This window comes from Rubrivirga aquatilis (assembly GCF_046845665.1).
Taxonomy (GTDB): domain Bacteria; phylum Bacteroidota; class Rhodothermia; order Rhodothermales; family Rubricoccaceae; genus Rubrivirga.
In genome coordinates, this window is record NZ_CP177355.1 from 3,969,291 (window position 1) to 3,986,299 (window position 17,009).

Annotated in this window: 17 protein-coding genes and 2 riboswitches; of the genes, 10 read left to right on the top strand and 7 right to left on the bottom strand. The window is 73.1% G+C overall.

Features of this window, described 5'->3' with window-relative positions; all coding sequences use genetic code 11:
* Positions 1-6: 6 nt before the first annotated feature.
* Positions 7-489: a peptidylprolyl isomerase gene (locus tag ACLII4_RS17465; protein ID WP_412068679.1), complete on the top strand. Its 483-nt coding sequence runs from the start codon at positions 7-9 to the stop codon at positions 487-489.
* Between the two features lie 80 nt (positions 490-569).
* Here the strand turns inward: ACLII4_RS17465 and ACLII4_RS17470 are convergent, their stop codons facing one another.
* From ACLII4_RS17470 to ACLII4_RS17490, 5 genes are all read right to left on the bottom strand, one after another.
* Complete coding sequence (locus tag ACLII4_RS17470) at positions 570-1,211, bottom strand: DUF4382 domain-containing protein (RefSeq protein ID WP_412068680.1); 642 nt, start codon at positions 1,209-1,211, stop codon at positions 570-572.
* Between the two features lie 373 nt (positions 1,212-1,584).
* Positions 1,585-3,297: an amidase gene (locus ACLII4_RS17475; RefSeq protein ID WP_412068681.1), complete on the bottom strand. Its 1,713-nt coding sequence runs from the start codon at positions 3,295-3,297 to the stop codon at positions 1,585-1,587.
* Between the two features lie 117 nt (positions 3,298-3,414).
* On the bottom strand, positions 3,415-3,783 hold the full coding sequence (locus ACLII4_RS17480) for a TerB family tellurite resistance protein (RefSeq protein ID WP_412068682.1): 369 nt from the start codon (positions 3,781-3,783) through the stop codon (positions 3,415-3,417).
* Positions 3,784-3,858: 75 nt separating this feature from the next.
* Complete coding sequence (locus tag ACLII4_RS17485) at positions 3,859-4,131, bottom strand: hypothetical protein (RefSeq protein WP_412068683.1); 273 nt, start codon at positions 4,129-4,131, stop codon at positions 3,859-3,861.
* A gap of 31 nt (positions 4,132-4,162) precedes the next feature.
* Positions 4,163-4,756, bottom strand: a complete 594-nt coding sequence (locus ACLII4_RS17490; protein ID WP_412068684.1) for an RNA polymerase sigma factor — start codon at positions 4,754-4,756, stop codon at positions 4,163-4,165.
* A 224-nt stretch (positions 4,757-4,980) separates the two neighbouring features.
* Between ACLII4_RS17490 and ACLII4_RS17495 the strand changes: the two genes are divergently transcribed.
* The 6 genes from ACLII4_RS17495 to ACLII4_RS17520 all read left to right on the top strand — a co-directional run bounded on the left by ACLII4_RS17495 (position 4,981) and on the right by ACLII4_RS17520 (position 10,693).
* Positions 4,981-5,379 carry a BlaI/MecI/CopY family transcriptional regulator gene (locus ACLII4_RS17495; protein WP_412068685.1) on the top strand — a complete coding sequence of 133 codons (399 nt, stop codon included), beginning with the start codon at positions 4,981-4,983 and terminating at the stop codon, positions 5,377-5,379.
* Positions 5,372-7,738, top strand: a complete 2,367-nt coding sequence (locus ACLII4_RS17500; RefSeq protein ID WP_412068686.1) for a TonB family protein — start codon at positions 5,372-5,374, stop codon at positions 7,736-7,738. The genes ACLII4_RS17495 and ACLII4_RS17500 overlap by 8 nt, the downstream gene beginning before the upstream one ends.
* A 127-nt stretch (positions 7,739-7,865) precedes the next feature.
* Positions 7,866-9,005 carry a helix-turn-helix domain-containing protein gene (locus ACLII4_RS17505; protein ID WP_412068687.1) on the top strand — a complete coding sequence of 380 codons (1,140 nt, stop codon included), beginning with the start codon at positions 7,866-7,868 and terminating at the stop codon, positions 9,003-9,005.
* 29 nt (positions 9,006-9,034) lie between these two features.
* On the top strand, positions 9,035-9,628 hold the full coding sequence (locus tag ACLII4_RS17510) for a M23 family metallopeptidase (protein ID WP_412068688.1): 594 nt from the start codon (positions 9,035-9,037) through the stop codon (positions 9,626-9,628).
* Positions 9,625-10,224, top strand: a complete 600-nt coding sequence (locus tag ACLII4_RS17515; RefSeq protein WP_412068689.1) for a M23 family metallopeptidase — start codon at positions 9,625-9,627, stop codon at positions 10,222-10,224. The genes ACLII4_RS17510 and ACLII4_RS17515 overlap by 4 nt, the downstream gene beginning before the upstream one ends.
* Positions 10,225-10,270: 46 nt before the next feature.
* On the top strand, positions 10,271-10,693 hold the full coding sequence (locus ACLII4_RS17520) for a nuclear transport factor 2 family protein (protein WP_412068690.1): 423 nt from the start codon (positions 10,271-10,273) through the stop codon (positions 10,691-10,693).
* A gap of 52 nt (positions 10,694-10,745) precedes the next feature.
* Here the strand turns inward: ACLII4_RS17520 and ACLII4_RS17525 are convergent, their stop codons facing one another.
* Positions 10,746-13,262: a hypothetical protein gene (locus tag ACLII4_RS17525; RefSeq protein ID WP_412068691.1), complete on the bottom strand. Its 2,517-nt coding sequence runs from the start codon at positions 13,260-13,262 to the stop codon at positions 10,746-10,748.
* Positions 13,263-13,502: 240 nt separating this feature from the next.
* Between ACLII4_RS17525 and ACLII4_RS17530 the strand changes: the two genes are divergently transcribed.
* Positions 13,503-13,934, top strand: coding sequence for a hypothetical protein (locus tag ACLII4_RS17530; RefSeq protein ID WP_412068692.1), 432 nt, complete (start codon positions 13,503-13,505; stop codon positions 13,932-13,934).
* On the opposite strand, the gene ACLII4_RS17535 is transcribed toward ACLII4_RS17530, so the two are convergent.
* Positions 13,931-14,212 carry a DUF6958 family protein gene (locus tag ACLII4_RS17535; RefSeq protein WP_412068693.1) on the bottom strand — a complete coding sequence of 94 codons (282 nt, stop codon included), beginning with the start codon at positions 14,210-14,212 and terminating at the stop codon, positions 13,931-13,933. The genes ACLII4_RS17530 and ACLII4_RS17535 overlap by 4 nt on opposite strands.
* A 99-nt stretch (positions 14,213-14,311) precedes the next feature.
* Positions 14,312-14,407, top strand: a riboswitch (TPP riboswitch).
* Between the two features lie 61 nt (positions 14,408-14,468).
* On the opposite strand from ACLII4_RS17535, the gene ACLII4_RS17540 reads away from it, so the two are divergent.
* The gene (locus ACLII4_RS17540; protein ID WP_412068694.1) at positions 14,469-15,362 is read left to right on the top strand and encodes an ABC transporter substrate-binding protein; all 894 of its coding nucleotides are present in this window, start codon (positions 14,469-14,471) and stop codon (positions 15,360-15,362) included.
* 157 nt (positions 15,363-15,519) lie between these two features.
* Positions 15,520-16,821 (top strand): aminotransferase class V-fold PLP-dependent enzyme, encoded by a 1,302-nt coding sequence (locus ACLII4_RS17545; protein WP_412068695.1) that lies wholly within the window; start codon positions 15,520-15,522, stop codon positions 16,819-16,821.
* Positions 16,822-16,885: 64 nt separating this feature from the next.
* Positions 16,886-16,979: riboswitch (TPP riboswitch) on the top strand.
* Positions 16,980-17,009: the final 30 nt, after the last annotated feature.

Sequence of the window (17,009 nt, forward strand, 5' to 3'; positions counted from 1 at the left end):
AACCCCATGGCCCAGCAGTACGACGCCCCCCCGGCGATGCAGATCGACCCCTCCAAGAGCTACCGCGCGACGATTGCGACCAGCAAGGGCGACATCGTCGTCGACCTCGCGCCGGAGCACGCCCCCAAGACCGTCAACAACTTCGTCACGCTCGCGCGCGACGGGTTCTACGACGGGCTCACGTTCCACCGCGTGATCAACAACTTTATGGTCCAGGGCGGCGACCCGACCGGGACGGGCTCCGGCGGCCCCGGCTACCGCTTCGAGGACGAGACGCGCGACAACCCGCTCACGCACGAGACCGGCGTGATCTCGATGGCGAACGCCGGCCCGAACACGAACGGCTCGCAGTTCTTCATCACGCACGCCCCGCAGTCGCACCTCAACGGCAAGCACACCGTCTTCGGCAAGGTCGTCGACAGCCAGGACGTGGTCGACGCCATCCAGCAGGGCGACGCGATGACGAGCGTCACCATCGACGAGTCGTAGACCGACCGCTCGGCCCGACACGCGCGCGCCCCCGACTGGCTGATGCCGGTCGGGGGCGCGTTCTGTCTGGGCGGCCGGGGTTAGCCCGCCGTCGAGGTGCTGTCGGTCTCGGCCCCGCCGTCGTCGGTCGCGAAGTCCTTGACGTGCAGGACGGGCTTGAACAGGAAGCCCTGGAAGTTTGCCGAGGCCGGGTTGCCGCGCGTCACGAACGAGCGCTCGACGTCGAAGTCGACGAGCACGTCGACCTCGCCGCCGGCGCCGACGGTGTAGCTGGGCAGGGCGATCTTGATGCCGCTCTGCTGGGCCGAGGGCAGCTTGAGGGCGTAGACGGAGCCGTCGAAAAAGCGGACCTCGGCGTCCTCGTCGACGAACACGCGCAAGCGGTCGTACCCGCCGTCGGCGGGGAACTCGGCGCCGGAGACGAGCAGGGTGTCGATGCCGCCCCGGAGGTCGAGCAGGTTGAGCCGGGTGGCCCCCTCAAAGAGCACGATCCGGTCGCGGACGCCCTCGGTGTTGGACGTGTCGTTCTCGGCGTCGTCGTCGCGCTCCGACGCGAGCAGCTCGATCCGGGTGATGGTGACGTCGGCGGACTCGGCGAGGTCGAACGGGAACGGCGCGTCGGTGAGGCGGACGTTGAGGCGGGCGGTGCCCTCGGCGTCGCCGGCGTCGCAGGCGGTGAGGCCGGTGACGGCGAGGAGGGCGGCGATCAGGAGCGAGCGCATAGCGAAGCGGGTGTGGTGGGAGGTGACCAACGCGGAGCCCGGACAGGCGGTGCGGCGCCCCCGGACACCCGCTCGTTCGGGAACGAGGGGGCTCCAGAGGCGCCGCACAGGGGTGGCCGGGGGGCTAACCGACGAGGACCGCGAGGGCGTCGCCGGAGGAGATGACCAGGCCGAGCGCGATGAGCGCACCGGCGATGATGAATGGGCGCATGGCCAGGGGGGAACGTGCCGGCAAGGAACGGCGCGCACGCCCGATTTCTCCCCCCTCGCGGAGGCCCCCGAGGTCCCTGTGCGCCAGATCACCCCCCACGCTCCCCGTGGGCGTTTCTGAGGGCCGGCCCTCAGCCATCGATCAGCGACTCCGAAGCCCGACTCAGCTCACCGGCGGCCGCTGGCGGTGGATGTCGGTCGCCGCCTGGACGGCGTGCGCCAGCCGGAGCGCGTGGTGCTCGCCCCAGAGCGGAGCCACGAACGTGATCGAGTGGGGCTGGCGGCGGTCCGGGAACCCGTCGACCGGGAAGAGCGCGTTCGGGATCGCGACGGCCGGGTGGCCGGTCAGGTTCGTGATGAGCAGGCCTGCGTTCCCGAAGCTGGGCGTGACCAGCACGTCGAGCGAGTCCATCAACCCGGTCATCGCGCGCATCAGCTGGGTCCGGATCCGGTTCGCGTTGATGTACTCGACGGCCGGGATGTGGCGGGCGTGGCGGAACACGTTCGGCCACGCGTTGCGCTCCTGGCGGACGAGCCGGTCGGTCCCGCGCGACCGCGTGAGCCCGTCGAACGCGGCCCCCGCCTCGGCCTCCAGGATGATGCGGAGCGCGCTGATGGGCAGATTGTCGGGCAGGGCGACCGGGATCGGGTCGACGCCGAGGCGGCTCAGCACGGACATCGTCTCGCGGTCGGCGAGGTCGCCCGGGTCGTCGCCCGAGGCCGGCACGATCGTGCCGACGCGCAAGTCGGAGAGCGGGCTGTCGGGGCGGAACGGGAACGCGGCGTCCTCGCCGACGACGGGCCCGCGGATGGCGTCGAACACGAGGGCCGCGTCGACGGCCGAGCGCGTCATCGGGCCCAGCTTGTCCATGCTCCACGACAGCGCCATCGCGCCGTCGGTCGGCACGCGGTGCGTGGTCGGGCGCAGGCCGGTGACGCCGTTGCGCGTCGAGGGCGACACGATGGAGCCCAGCGTCTCCGACCCGATGGCGAACGGCACCAGCCCCGCCGCGACGGCCGAGCCCGGCCCGGCCGACGACCCGCTGGCGCCCTGGTCCGGGTTCCAGGGGTTCTTGGTCGTCCCACCGAACCACACGTCGCCCCACGCGAGCGCGCCCAACGTCAGCTTGGCGACGAGCACGGCGCCGGCCTCCTCCAGCCGCTGCACCACGACGGCGTCGGCGTCGATGGTCTGCTCGCGGTACGGCTCGGCGCCCCACGTCGTCGGAGTGCCGCGCGCCGCCAGCAGGTCCTTGGCGCCATACGGGATGCCGTGGAGCGGGCCCCGGTCGACGCCCGCCGCCAGCTCGGCGTCGCGCGCGCGGGCCGTCGCGAGGGCTCGCTCCGTCGTCAGCGTCACGACGGCCTGCAGCGTCGGGTCGAACCGCGCCAGCCGCGCCAGCGACAGCTCAGCCAGTTCGACGGCGGTAACGTCGCCGCTGCGCAGGAGCGCCCCGAGTTCGGGGATGGAGGCGAACGCGAGGTCGCGGTCGGTCGCCGGGCGCGAGACGCGCGGCATCGGGACCGTCGCGCCCGGCCCGGGCGCGGGCCGCGCGCGCCCGCTCATCCCGAGATCGAGCACGAGCGCGGGCGGAACGCTGTTCGGCGGCTCGGCGGCGCGGATCTCGGCGAACGCTTCCAGCCGCTCCTGCACGTCGTCGAGCATCAGTGCCCGGTCGGCGTCGGAAAAGTCGAGCCCCTGAACGCGCTCGGCGCGCGCGAGGTCGTCGACGGTGAGGTCGGGCCGCCCGGCGGGCGGGGCGCCCGGGCCGAGTCGGTGGGCGTCGAGCGGGGCGGGCAGCGCAGCGGAAGACGGCAGCGCGGACGCGGCGGCGAGCGCTCCGGCGGAGGCGATGAATCGGCGGCGGGAGGTCACGGGGTCTGGGGGCGGAGGGCAACGGGCAGCGAGGAGGGCCGCAAGGTGACGCCACTCTGAGCCGAGCGCCAGCCCCCCCGGGCAATGGGAACTCCACTGGGCCCGCCGACCCATCCCTCACAGACCCCAGGCTTGCGCGACGTGGCGCAGAAACGCCGCCTCCATGGTGTGGACGTGCCCGTCCGCGTCGGCGACGGCGGCGAGCGCGGCGTGGGCACGCGCGAGGTCGGCAGGCGCGAGCGTCTGCCCGAGCCGGCCGACCAGCTCGTCCAGACCGCGCACGCTGAGCGCGCCGTAGGCCTCGACGGCCGATTCGACCAGGTCGCTGAGGTCGGCCCCGCTCGCGTCGCCGTTGTCGCCGCCGGAGAGCAGATCGAGCTGGCGAACCAAGGCCTGCGTCTCGCGCGGATCGAGGTCGGCGTCGGTCCCATGCGCCATCACGATCGTGAGGAGCGCGAGGTCGGTCAGCGCGGAGTCGGGAGCCATGGGCACAGGGACAGTTGCCGGCCAACCCAGACCCCGAACCCGCTGTTCCTCGACGGCGTGTGCTGGGGCTTTCTCCTACGCGCCGAACCAGCGGCGCCACCACGGCCGCTGGCGCTTTTCCTCGGCGCGGAGCACGGCGACGAGCGCCTCGAACTCCTCGTGGCAGACCGGGCAGGTCTTGAGGTGCTCTTCGACGAGCGGGAGCGCGTGGGCCGCATCGAGCCCGGCCAAGGTCATCTCAGCGAACCGGTCGACATGCGTGTCGCACTCGCCGCACGGCATCTCGTCCTCGCGCGTGGCGAGCGCGCGGGCGACGAGCATGCGGAGGACGTCGGGCGTGAGGGTCATGGAGCGTCAGACGCGGGCGGGCCCGGGGGGCTTACCCGTCGAGCAGGTCGTCAGGGGTGAGGCCCCGCGCTTCGAAGGCGAGGCGGAGCCGCAAGCGGGCGTCGTGGAGCAACTTGTAGAGCGCGTTCCGGTTCGTGTCGAGGCGGCGGGCCACCTCGTCCATCGGCATCCCGCCAAGGACCGCTTCGAGCGCGGTCCGCTGGCGGTCGGTGAGCTCGGTCGCGATCAGGTGCCGCACCATGTCGACCGCCTCAGCGTTCGCCAGCGCCACGTCGGCGCCCGGCTCCGGGGCGCTCGGCGGCGAGGCCACGAGCGCGTCCAGCGGCACGTCCTCCCAGCGCTTGCGGCGGAGCTCGCTGAGCGCAAGATGGACGGCCACCTTCTGCGCCCAGGTCGTGAACCGGGCGTCGCCGCGGAACTGGCCGGCACGGTCGCGAACCTGGAGGAGGGCGTCCTGCACGATGTCCTGCGCCAGCGCCTCGGCGCCCCGGTCGACGCGCGGGGCGAGCGTGACGTGGAGCGCCCGCAGCAGCACGGGGCGGAGGTCGCGGAGCGCGGCCGACAGCGCGGGGCCGTCGGAGGCCAGCGCCGCCAGCCACTCGTCGTTGGTGCGGTCGGCGGGCACGGAGCGGTGGAGGCGGACGTCGAAGCTAGCCCCGCGCCGGAGCCCCCGTCATCACGCCCCGGTCACGGACGGATCGCCGCCGACCCCTGCTTCTGACGGGTGTCACGGGTCGCCAAACGTCGCGATTCCGAGCCAGGAGGGCAGGTCCGAGACAATTTGTGCCCATCGGCTTGCGCCAACACGAGATCTACTATACAATTAGTACGAACTCACACCGATGACCCATGCGCAACCCCCTCACCCCACTGGGCGGCACCGAGATGGAGGTGCTCCGTGAAGTCTGGGCCCTCGGCTCCGCGACGGCTCGCGAGGTCCACGACCGGATCACGGCGCGCCGCCGGCTCGCCTACACGACGGTGATGACCGTCATGAAGAACCTGGCCGGCAAGGGCTACCTGACCTACGTCGCGGAGGGGACGGCCTACGTCTACTCGCCAGCGCAGCCCGCCGAGGAGGTCCGCGCGACGCTGCTCTCGGGCATCTTGGACAAGGTGTTCGGCGGGTCGACGACGAGCCTGGTGCAGGCCTTGGTGCAGCGCGAGACGCTGAGCGATGCCGAGCGCGCTGACATCCGCACCCTCATCGACGGCTTGGGCGCCGACCGCCCCGACTCCGATGTTTGAGGCCGTCGCTGAGATCGGCCGGACGGCCGTCGACGTCTTGGCGCTGCCCGTGCTGGCGTGGACCGCCGTCGCGCTCGTCGCCGAGGCGGCGCTGCGGATGACGCGTGCGAGCGCGGCCCTCGCCCTCCCCGTGCGCGGGTCGGTGCTGGCGGCGCTGCCACTGGCGGTGCTCGCGCCCCTCGTCCTGTCTGCCTTGGCCCCCGAGGCGGCCGTCGCCGTGGCCTCATTCGCGCCCGAGGTGGCGTGGCTGCCCGGCGTGTCGGTCGGTGGCCCCGCACCGGAGGTGGTCGCTGCCGGGCCCGACGCATTCGATGTGCTGGCCGGGCTGGCGGCCGGGCTCGCGGCGCTGCTGGCCGCCGTCCGGCTGGCGCAGTTCGGGGGCGCCGTCGTCCGCGCCCGCGCCACGCGCCACGCCCTGCCCGCCGCCGACGCCGCCGCTCGCGCGGCCGTCGAGACCGCGCGCCAGCGGCTCGGCGTCGCCCGCCCAGTCACCGCCGCGCAGGCGCCCAGCGGGGCCGCTCCGTTCACCCTCGGCTGGCGCCGTCCGCTCGTCGCCCTCCCGCCCGACCTCGACGCCGACGCCCGCGAGGTCGCGGCCGTCCACGAGGTCGCCCACGTCCGCAACTCCGACTACGCGTGGCACGCCGCACAGCGGGCCGTTGGCGCCGCCTTCGCCGCGCACCCCTTGGTCGGCGTGCTGGCGCGGGGCCTGGATCTCGACCGCGAGCGGGCCGCCGACGCCGCCGTGCTGGCAGCCTGTCCCGGCCGCCGCCGCGCCTACGCCGACCTGCTCTTTTCGTACGCCGCCTTGCCCGCCCCGCCGCTCGCGCTGGGCGCCGTCGGCGGTTCTTCCGTCCTCAAATCTCGCATCGACGCCATGTCTGCCCCCCTGTCCCCCTCCCACACCCGCCGCCTCGGCTGGACCGGCCGCGTGGCCGGCCTCGCCCTCGCGATCGCCATCGCCGTCGCCTCGGCTGCGACCGCACCGCCAGCTGCCACGGCCGCCCCGTCCGACGTCCCGGCCCGCGTCGTTGAGGGGCAAGTCACCGACGCCGACACTGGCCTGCCGCTCGTCGGCGCCAACGTCGCCGTCGTCGGGACGGCCGTGGGGGCGGCCACGGACACCGAGGGGCGGTACCGGGTCGACGTCCCGGCGGGCGACCAGACGCTCCGGGTCACGTTCGTTGGGTATGCCCCGACCGTCCTCACGCTCACCGACGGCCGGTCGCAAGTGGACGTGGCGCTCACGACGGGCCGGGCCGCCGCCCCGGACACGACGGAGGTGTTCGAGGTCGTCGATCAGCAGCCCGTGCTCATCGGTGGGATCGAGGGGCTCCAAGCCTCCATCGTCTATCCCGAGCGCGCCAAGCGGGCCGGGGTCGAGGGCCAAGTCGTCGTCCAGTTCGTCGTAACGCCCCAGGGCACCGTCCGGGACGCGGGCGTAGTTCGGGCGCCGGACGCAATGCTCAGCCGCGCCGCGCTCGACGCCGTCCGCGAGCTCCGGTTCGAGCCCGGCCGCCAGCGCGGTGAAGCAGTTGCGGTCCGGTTCGCCGTCCCCGTCACGTTCCGGCTCCCCGAGGGCACGGAGCGGCCCGCACGCGAGCCCAGCGCCGACCCGGACCGACCGGACGTGTTCATGGTCGTCGAGGAGATGCCTCAGATCGTCGGCGGGCTGGAGGCGCTGCAGTCGCGCCTCGTCTACCCGCAAGCCGCCAAGGACGCGGGCGTCGAGGGCATGGTCGTGGTGCAGTTCCTGGTTAATGAGACCGGCGGCGTCGAGGAGGCGCTCGTGATGCGGTCGCCGGACGAGGCGCTGTCGGCGGCGGCGCTCGACGCCGTCCGCGGCCTCACGTTCACGCCGGGCCGCCAGCGCGGCGAGGCTGTTAAGGTCCGGTTCGCCGTGCCCGTCACGTTCCGCCTGCCCGCCGGCGACGGCGTCGACCGCGGGGAGTACCGGCTCGACGGCAGCCGCCGCGACCGGCCCGCGACGGAGCGCCCGGCGCGGGACCGCTCGGGCTACCGGCTCGACGGCAGCCGCATCGACGGCACGACCGTCCGCTTTACCGGCGTGGACGTCGCGCGGCTCTCGCCCGGCTCGCGGCAGGCCTTCGAGAACACGATGCGCAGTATGCCTGAGATCCTTTCGACCCGTGGGGCCGAGCCCGGCACGGCCGTCGTGCAGTACCTCGTGGACGACCGGGGCCGCGTGATCAACCAGGAGGTCACGCGAGGGTCCGGGACGCTGGCGTCAATGGCCGCCTTCCTGGTCGGCACGCTCGAATCGGCCGAGAACGCCCGCCCCGGCCCGGGCGGCACCTGGTCCGGCACCTTCCGACTGATCTACACCGGCGAGGGTTAAGCGCCGAACGGGGCGGAGGGTGCGGCGACCGGCGGGTCCCGCCCCTCCCTCCCCCGTCGGGCACCGCGCCCCGACTTGACGCCGGCCCCGGCGTCGGCGATCCTGGCCGTCCCCCACGGACGAGCCCATGACCGCTCTCGACGCCCTCTACCTCGTCACCGCCGTCGGGCTGGCGACCGGCGCCGTCGCGCTGGCGACCGCCGGGCGGGCCGGCGCCTCGCGAGCCCTGGCCGCCGTGCTGGCGATCAACGCCGCACTCGTGGCGCGGGGCGTGCTGGCGGGTGCCGTGGGGTGGGTCGGGTCGACGGCCGCGACCGTCGTGGCCGTGTCGCTGTTCGCCGCCGTCCCGCCGCTCGTGGCGCTGGCGGCCGTGCGGGCGCGCTCGGGCGGGCCGTTGCGGGCGGGCGACGTGCTGGCGCTGGGCCCGTTCGTCACCGCGCTCGTGTCGCTGGGCGTCGCCGCCATCGTGATGCGCGGGTGGCCGGGCGGACTCGTCGAGGGGCTGACCATCGACGCGCTCAATGTTGTCGCGATCGCGTCGGTCGCCATGGCGGTCGGGGCCGGGCGCGGGTTGCCGACGCGAGCCCGGCGCGCCGGGGCCGTCGTGCTGGCCGTCTTCGTGGCGCACTGGGCGTGCAGCCAGACGGCGTGGGTGCTCGGGCTGGCGGGCTCCCCGCGAGCGGCCGCCTTCGAGGCTGCCTCCGTCCTGCTGCTGCTGGCGTTCGGGATCGGCGCGGCGGCGTGGGGCCTGCGCCGTCTGCCGGCCGCCCTGCTGGCGGCCCCGACACCGCTCGTGCCTGAGGTCGGGCCCCCCGAGATCGCCCCGGACCTCGACCCCGAGCGGGCCGCTGCCGACGCTGCGCTCGCCGACCGACTCCGCCAGCTCTTGGACGGCGACCGCGTGTGGACCGACCCGGAGCTGACCGTCGAGACGCTGGCGGACCGGTTGCGCGAGCCGACGCGGGACGTGTCGCGCGTGCTCGGCCAGATCGGCGGCGGCTTCCACCACACCGTCGGCGCGCGCCGCGTGGCCCAGGCCCGACGCCTGCTGGCGGACGAGCCGGGGGCGACGGTGCTGGAGATCCTCTTCCGCGCCGGGTTCAACTCGAAGTCCGCCTTCCACCGCGCCTTCCGCCGCCACACCGGCATGACGCCAACGGCCTACCGCCGGGCCTTGGCCGACGGCGCCAGCGGCGACGGCACGGCGGATGGCGCTTCGGACGTGTCACTTCCCGTCCCGGGACGACCGCGCGCGGACCCGGGGTGACGTTGGCAACGGTCCCCCTTCCGTCCCCGATGTTCCGCCTGCTCGCCCTCGTCCCGCTCCTGCTCGCCGCCTCTTGCGACACCCTGCGCGTGTCGCCGCCCCGCGCGGACGGCTGCGATGTCGACTACCCGTCGACCGACGCCACGCCCTACGTCGTGCCGTTCGCGCCCGGGACCCGCTTCACTACGGGGCTCTCCAACTGCTCCAGTTCCTTCCACGGCGAGGGCCAGCCCGACGCCCTCGCGACCGACTTCGACCTCCCGACGGGGACGCCCTTCGTCGCGGCCCGCGCGGGCCGCGTCACCGCCCTCGACGAGGACGAGCCCAGCGGCGGCGGCGGGAGCGGCAACTACGTGTTCGTCGACCACGGCGACGGGACGGGCGCGTACTACCTCCACTCCCCCGCCGGCGGCATCGAGGTCGAGGTCGGCGACCGGGTGGAAGCGGGCGACGTGCTCGGCGTCGTCGGGCAGTCTGGGCTGGCGGGATACCCGCACTTGCACTTTATCGTGGTCGAGGGCGACCCGTCTTACCCGTATCGCGGAGTCCCCGTCACGTTCTCGAACGCCACGCCCGCCCACGTCCCGCTCCGCACCCGGACGAGCTACGAGGTGCTCGAATGACCCGCTGGCTCCTCGCCGCCCTTGCCCTTCTGATCGGCTGCGACGCCGCACCGGTCTCCCCGCCCCCGCTCTCCGAGTGCGCTGTGGCCGACTATCCAGCGTGGCAGACCTCGGACTACGTCCTACCCTATCCGGCAGGCCGCGCCTACCTCGTGCTGCAGGGCAGTTGCGGCGGGTTCAGTCACACCGCCGGCTCCACCATCGCCTTCGCCGTCGACTTCCGGATGCCGATCGGGGAGGCCGTAACGGCGATGCGCGGCGGGACGGTGAGCCAGGTCGAGGAATCGTACGCCGACTTCGACAACGTGCGCGGCCACGAGAACGGCGTCGTGGTGGACCACGGCGACGGGACGCTAGGCGTGTACCTCCACTTTACTGGAGAGGGCGCGGATGTCGAAGTGGGCGACACCGTCGTGCAGGGCGACACGCTGGGCCGCAGTGGCCACACCGGCTTCAGCACCGAGCCCCACCTCCACATCGACGTGCGGCGGGGCTGTCCGGACACGTGCGCGTCGGTCCCGATCACGTTCCGAAACACGTCCGCCAACCCGCGCGGGCTCGTTGGCGGGATCCCCTACCTCGCGCACGCCCCGTAACCCGCCCGCCCCCGTATCGTAGCCGAGCCCCGTCCCCACACGTCCCATGCGCCGACTCGCCCTCGCCCTCGCCCTGCTCGCCCCCGCCGCCTTCGCCCAGGCCTCCGACCACGACGCCGTGGTGGAGGCCGTGTCCTACTACCTCGATGGGGGCACACAAGGCGACTTCGACCTGCTGGCACGTGCCTTCCACCCGTCCGCCACGATGCGTTGGATGGCCGACGGTGAGTACCGCGACGTCAACGCCGTCGACTTTTTCCGCGAGGGGATGCAGGACGCGCAGCCGTCCGACCGCACGACGCGCGTGGTCTCGGTGACCGTCTCCGGCGACGCCGCCTCGGCCATCCTGGAGATCGAGTACCCGACCTCGACGTTCGTCGACCACATGACGCTGCTGCGCTTCGACGACGGCTGGAAGATCGTCAGCAAGGCGTTCCACCGCCGCCGCGCGCACGTCGCGGCCGAGTAGCCCGGGTCGGGCCGCCCCGGACCCGAGGTTGCACATCTCGTCGGCGGGGCGGCTAGAACTCGAGGAGGACCAGGTCGAGCGCGAGCGACGCGCCGACGCGGAAGACCCCCTCGCTCGTGACGGCTCCGTCCTCGCGGACCGCTCGGAGGGCCGGGGTCAGCTGCCCGCCGACCACGAGCGTGGCAGGCGTGTTGCCCAGGCCGAAAGCGAGGTGGAGGCCGGGCGCGAAGACCTGGGCCAGCGTCACGTTCGGCGCCGAGGTCACGCCGTCGGCGCCGTCGCCGGGGCCCCCGACGAGCCGGTAGCTCAGGAGCCCACCCAGGTCGAGCACGGAGACCATCACGCCGAACGACGGCCGACCGGGGGCGATGCCGGCCACGTGGGCCTCGAGCCCGATCAGGAGCGACGGACTGGCGACCGCGCTCGGAGCCCAGTCCCCGATCAGGCTCTCGACGCCGCCGCCCAGGCCGAGGTATGACGTCAGGGTCACTGTCGCCCCCTCTCCGAAGCGCTTAGCCTGCCAGCCCCCGAGCGGTGACGACGCCGCCGAGAACGCTGCGACGGCCTCGCGCTGGGTGCGGGCGGCAGCGAGCGACGAGGCCAGCCCGGCCACCCGGACGAACGCGCCGTTCTGTCGGAGCGCGTCGGGCGCTGCCGATTGGACGAGGCCCATCGTCCGGGCGAGTGCGAGCGAGTGGTCGCCCCGGGCAAACGCCTCGGCCACGCCGCCCGCCTCTTGCCAGAGCACCCGGACCTCGACGGTCTCGGCGCCGAGCGCGTCGGCGAGGTCGAGGCCCGCGGTGAGCCCCCGAGCCACGTCGCGGACGACCGTCGCGCCGTCCGCCGAGCCGTCTCGGGTCCCGCCCGCCACCACTCCGAGCGCGGCGACGGCCTCTCCCACCGCCGCGGCAACGGAGGCCGTCCCCTCCCTCGCGGTGCCGATCCGGTCGAACGCCACGCCGCCCCGAATGTCGCCCACGAGCACTCGCACGAACGCGTCGCGGTGCGCCGAGGCGATTCGAGGCCAACTGCCGGCTGAGAGGAGGTACGGGAAGCGCTCGGCGTCGGCGAGTTCGATGCCTCGCTGGGCGTCGTAGGCCGCCGCGACGCCGGCGACGACGTAGAGCGCGCTCCGGAACTCCGATGAGAGCCCCGCCGCCTCGGCGTAGGTCGGGGCCCGGCGGAGGACCTGGAGCGGACGGCGCCCGTCGTAGAGGTCGCTGACAGCCTGGAGCACGACGCCCGCCGACCGGATACGGCGCTGGCAGTCCATGTCGGTGACGCAGAGCGCAGTCTCGGTGTTCGCCGTGAGCCGAAATGGGAGCCGCTCGAAGTCGCTCGCCAGCGCGGCCCGCCACGTCGTCAGCGGCACGCCCGCGAGCTGCCGGATGCTCGGGCCGGCGGGGTCGCGGACGGCTCCGAGGAGGGCGGCCGTCCCCGGGAAGCCGGCCCGGACGACTTGCCCGTCCGTCCCCTCCATCCAAGTCCCAAGGCGGAGGATGAGGTATAGGATCCCCTCGTCCCGCGCCCGGTCGATCACGAAGTCGGCGAGGGCGATGACCAGATTGGGCAGCGCCGAAGGGGACGGCCCCGAATCCACGAGCCGCCCCGGCTCGGGGGCGGCAATCTGTACCTCTATCGTCCCCTGACCGAACGCCGGGATGGAAATGCCTGGGGAGCCCTCGGCAGCAGCGGGGGGCTGCACCAGAGCCAGCGCCCCCTGTGCCGCTCCGATGCGGCTGGCCACCGTCGCAGCCGCCTTGCGCTCGGCTTCTGACGCCCTTCGGAGACGATCGCGGAGCGCCGTCTCGGTCGTGGGGGGATCGGGGAGGACACCGCACGTGACCGTCTCGCGGGGCTCGGTGGGGGCCGCGCCGGCTGCCACAGAGTCGGCTGCCGCGGCCTCAGGCGGGTCTGCCGGGGGCGAGTTGTCCTGGGCGGGCTCGACCACACACCGCCGGAGGTCGTCTTGGTCCTGCTCGGCCGCCTGCAGCGTGTCGACCGCCGCGACGACTGCGAAGAGCGCGTCCTCCGCGCTCGCGGCCTGAGCACACCAGTCCGCCGACGAGTGGTCGCACGCTCTGACCACGGCCTGGAACATCCCCGCCGCAACGACCGCGTCGTTGGGATTGGTGAGCGAGAGCCGCTCGGAGGCACGCACGGCGACATCGGCAAGCGTCTGCCGACTCTGCTTGCTGCGGGCGTCCCCGACGCGCCGGTCCCGCTCCGCCTGGACAAGCGCCTCGATCATCTGCGGGGCGGTGAGTGCGGCGAGCCGGCGGCTCAGCGACGGGTCGTCGAGGCGGGTCTGGAGCAGCTGGGCACTGCACGCGTTCAGTGGGTGCGTCCCGGCCCCATTGGCGCCGAGGTGGGCGATCAGGAATGCTCGGACGAACGGACTCGCCTGGACCGTGTCGAGGTAGCGCAACGTCTCCAGGGGGAGCGTCCGCTCGATCCTGGGAACGCCGTCGCCGGGCACGCGGTAGCCGGGCGCGCACGCGTCAGTCTCGGTCTGCGCGGCGAGTGGGAGGCCTAGAACGAGGACGAGAGCGGCAACGAGAGCACGCATAGGGGCCAGGGTCGGGGCAGGTGCATTCCGATCGACACCAACGTAGCGCGAAAGGCATGCACGGCCCGCTGCACGAGCCTCGGTGTTCGTCGGCCACATGACGATCTACGGTTCGACGACGGCTGGAAGACCGCCGACGAGGCCTGCCATCGGCGCCGCGCACACGCTCCGGCCGAGTAGCCTCGGGCGCGAGGCGGGGCAACCGGCGCGCCCGACCTTTGGGCCCCTCCCCGCGGCGCCATGTCCGATCGTGCGTTCCAGTTCTGGCAGCGGTGGCTCGTCGCCGCTGGCGTCTTCTTCGTCGCGTTCGGCGGCGTCGTGGCCGTGTGGCCCGACGCCCCCTTCCTGGCGATGTGGAGCGCTGCCGTTGCCGATCGGTTCTACGGTGGCGCCGAGCCGGCCCAGGCCGCCGCGTTCCGTCGGTTCGTGATGGGGCCGCTGGGCGGGACCATCGCCGGGTCGTACGTGCTGAACACGCTGGTGGCCGCCATCCCGTTCGCGCGGCGCGAGCGGTGGGCCCTCGCGGGCTCCCTCTGCGTGTGGTTCGCAGTCGACTCGGCGGTATCCGTCTCCCACGGGGCCGTGTTCAACGTGTGGATGATCAACGCCGTCCCGCTCCTCGTCTTCGGCGTCCCCCTCGCGGCGACGTGGCCCGCCTTCCGGGCTCGCTAGCCGACCAGCCGGACGTGCTGGGGCGTCTGGCCGGGCACACGTTCGATGACGTTGCGCGCCTCCAAGTCCAGCTTGACGGCCATCATGTACCACGAGACGGAGCCGTCGAACGTGTCGCCGATCCGGCGCTTGAGGCCGCTCCGGAGCTCAGCGAGGGCGACCGGCCCGTCGGCCAGTTCCGCCTCGATGGCCTCGCGGACGGTGTGGTACTTGGCGGCGTCGATGGTCGTGCCCTGCTTCTCGGGGTCGGGGTGGAGGGCGTCGATGCGGTCAGGCATGGCAGGAGGGGGCTGAGGACCATGGAAGATGTGGCCTCGCGGTGACGACGATCTGTCACCTCTCTCCCGACCGCTCCACGCCCTCATCCGTAGCTTGCGGGCGGAAGCCAGGGGTGCCGCGCTCGCGCGGCTGAGACCAACCCTCCGCACCTGATCCGGCTCGCACCGGCGCAGGGAGTGCTTCAGCGGACGCCACACGGCGCCGCCGCCGGCCGCGCGGGCTCGGCTTCCAGACCCTCCCCCTCTGGACAGCACGATGACTCGCCTCCGCCTCGGCCTCGAGTGGTTTACCAACCCGGACCACGCCCCCCTCCTGCTCGCGCAAGACCGCGGGTGGTTCCAAGACGCTGGCCTGGAGGTCGAGCTGATCGAGCCCGAGGCGCACCTCGACGCCGTCGAAGCGATTGAGCGCGGCGACATGGACTGCGCGGTCACCGAGCCGCTGCACCTGGTCGAGGACCGGGCCAAGGGCGAGATGTGCGTCGGGTTCGCCCGCTTCCTCCACACGAACGGCGGCGTGATGGCGAAGGGCTCGATTGCTCGCCCGCGCGACATGGCCGGGAAGCGGATCCAGTACCCCGGCGCGCCCGGCCCGGGTGGCCCCGCGATCGTCGCCACGATGGTCGAGGCCGACGGCGGGCCGTCGGGGACGGAGGACGGCTACGGCCGCGTCAACAACTCGTTCTACCACACCGACGCGCTCGCCGAGGACAAGGCGGACGTGGCGACCCTCGTGTTCCACAACTTCGAGATCGTCGAGGCCCGGCAGCGGGGCATGGACGTCAACCTGTTCGCCCTCAAGGACTGGGGCGTCCCCGACTTCTGCCAGCTCGTCTTGATCACGCACCCCGACAAGCTGGCGGCCGAGCGCGAGACCTTCCAGAAGCTGGTGGCTGTGCTCCGCCGCGGCGTCGACGCCGTCAAGCAGGAGCCCGACGCCGCTCGCGAGGCTTATTTCCGCCTGACCGAGTCGGACCCCGAGGACGCCCTGACGCGCGCCATCTACGACGCGACGGTCCCGTGCTTCACGCACGACTTCTCGATGTCGACCGACTACTACGCCCGCCTCGAAGCCTGGATGGCCGAGCGCGGCTTGATCGACGCGACGCCCGGCGCGGACGTGTACTGGACCAACGACCTCGCGCTCTGACCACGCCCGTGGCGCTCCGAGGCCGCGACCGCGTGCGTGGCTTTCCCTGGACCGGGCAGGTTCGGTCTCCGCGTGCTGAGGGGCACCTCGCCGCCCTCTGATGAGTGGGTGTCGGCGGCGAATCTGTACTCTCAGGGACCGCCAGCCGACACGTCCCATGAAGCGTCGTGACTTCTTCGTCCGGTCGAGCCTCGCACTCGGCGCCGTCCCGCTCCTCGGCGCGCGCGCGCACCTCGGGGCTTCCCCCCAGACCCGCGCCTTCGACCCGGACGATTGGGACTCCGTCCGCGACCAGTTCCCCCTCACGCGGGACCGCGTCCACATGGCCACGTTCCTGCTCGCGAGCCATCCCCGGCCGGTCGCCGAGGCGATCGCGCGCCACCGGGAGGCGTTCGACCGGGACCCCGTCGCGCACTGGGAGGAGCACTTCCAGACCGTCGAGATGGAGCAGCGGCAAGCGGCGGCCGACTACCTCGAGACCGACCCGGCGCTCATCGCGCTCACCGATAGCACGACGATGGGGCTCGGCCTGGTCTACGGGACCCTTCGCCTCGGGCCCGGCGACGAGGTCCTCACGACCCCACACGACCACTACTCCACGATCTACTCCCTCCGGCACCGTGCCCAGCGGGACGGCATCGCGGTCCGCGAGGTCGCGCTCTACGACGACCCCTCGCAGGCGAGCGTCGACGAGATCGTCTCCCGGATGACGCGGGCCGTCACCAACCGGACGCGAGCCGTCGCCGTCACCTGGGTGCACTCGTCGACCGGCGTCAAGCTCCCCATCGCCGAGATGCGGCGAGCGCTGGACGGGATCAACCGCGACCGCGACGCCGACGAGCGCGTCCTGCTCTGCGTCGACGGCGTCCACGGCTTCGGGATCGAAGACGTCACCGTCGAGAGCTTGGGCGCCGACATCTTGATGGCCGGCGCGCACAAGTGGATGTTCGGCCCGCGTGGCACCGGGGTCATCTATGCGTCGGCAGAGGCGTGGGACCGGCTCGCACCAGTCATCCCGAGCTTCAGCCCCGAGGTGGGCGTCTGGCTCGGGGTCGTGCCGCCGGAGGCCGTCACGCCGGGCGACCGGTTCACCCCGGGCGGGTTCCACTCGTTCGAGCATCGGTGGGCGCTCGGCGAGGCGTTCCGCTTCCACCACTCCATCGGCAAGGACCGGATCGCGGCGCGCATCCACCACCTCAACACCCTGGCGAAGGACGGGCTGGCGGAGATCCCCGGGCTCCACATGCACACGCCGCGCTCGCCCGCGCGCTCGGCGGGCATCATCGCCTTCGAGATGGTGGGGCACACGCCGGACGACATCGTGGCGCACCTGCACGAGCGCGGGATCACGGGGAGCACGAGCCCCTACCCCGTCTCGTACGCGCGCATCGCCCCGGGCACGCTCAACACCGAAGACGAGGTGATGCGGACGGTCGCCACGCTGGCGGAGTTGGCCTGACCGTGCCGCTGGCGGGCTGAGATCGAGAGGCGACGCGACACGCGGGCGGGGCCCGTACCTTCCGGCTGGAAGCCAGGGGTGTCCCTTCCGGGACTGAGACAGACCCTCCGCACCTGATCCGGTTGGTACCGGCGTAGGGAGTGCTTCCGGCTCGTCGGCTGGCTCCGCCAGCGGGCTCCGGCTTCCAG

Bases quoted from the DNA above. Each gene is read 5' to 3' on its own strand.
- ACLII4_RS17540 (WP_412068694.1), top strand. From the start codon at position 14,469: ATGACTCGCCTCCGCCTCGGCCTCGAGTGGTTTACCAACCCGGACCAC.
- ACLII4_RS17470 (WP_412068680.1), bottom strand. From the start codon at position 1,211: ATGCGCTCGCTCCTGATCGCCGCCCTCCTCGCCGTCACCGGCCTCACC.
- ACLII4_RS17520 (WP_412068690.1), top strand. From the start codon at position 10,271: ATGCGCCGACTCGCCCTCGCCCTCGCCCTGCTCGCCCCCGCCGCCTTC.
- ACLII4_RS17530 (WP_412068692.1), top strand. From the start codon at position 13,503: ATGTCCGATCGTGCGTTCCAGTTCTGGCAGCGGTGGCTCGTCGCCGCT.
- ACLII4_RS17485 (WP_412068683.1), bottom strand. From the start codon at position 4,131: ATGACCCTCACGCCCGACGTCCTCCGCATGCTCGTCGCCCGCGCGCTC.
- ACLII4_RS17510 (WP_412068688.1), top strand. From the start codon at position 9,035: ATGTTCCGCCTGCTCGCCCTCGTCCCGCTCCTGCTCGCCGCCTCTTGC.
- ACLII4_RS17500 (WP_412068686.1), top strand. From the start codon at position 5,372: ATGTTTGAGGCCGTCGCTGAGATCGGCCGGACGGCCGTCGACGTCTTG.
- ACLII4_RS17515 (WP_412068689.1), top strand. From the start codon at position 9,625: ATGACCCGCTGGCTCCTCGCCGCCCTTGCCCTTCTGATCGGCTGCGAC.
- ACLII4_RS17495 (WP_412068685.1), top strand. From the start codon at position 4,981: ATGCGCAACCCCCTCACCCCACTGGGCGGCACCGAGATGGAGGTGCTC.
- ACLII4_RS17545 (WP_412068695.1), top strand. From the start codon at position 15,520: ATGAAGCGTCGTGACTTCTTCGTCCGGTCGAGCCTCGCACTCGGCGCC.
- ACLII4_RS17535 (WP_412068693.1), bottom strand. From the start codon at position 14,212: ATGCCTGACCGCATCGACGCCCTCCACCCCGACCCCGAGAAGCAGGGC.
- ACLII4_RS17525 (WP_412068691.1), bottom strand. From the start codon at position 13,262: ATGCGTGCTCTCGTTGCCGCTCTCGTCCTCGTTCTAGGCCTCCCACTC.
- ACLII4_RS17480 (WP_412068682.1), bottom strand. From the start codon at position 3,783: ATGGCTCCCGACTCCGCGCTGACCGACCTCGCGCTCCTCACGATCGTG.
- ACLII4_RS17465 (WP_412068679.1), top strand. From the start codon at position 7: ATGGCCCAGCAGTACGACGCCCCCCCGGCGATGCAGATCGACCCCTCC.
- ACLII4_RS17505 (WP_412068687.1), top strand. From the start codon at position 7,866: ATGACCGCTCTCGACGCCCTCTACCTCGTCACCGCCGTCGGGCTGGCG.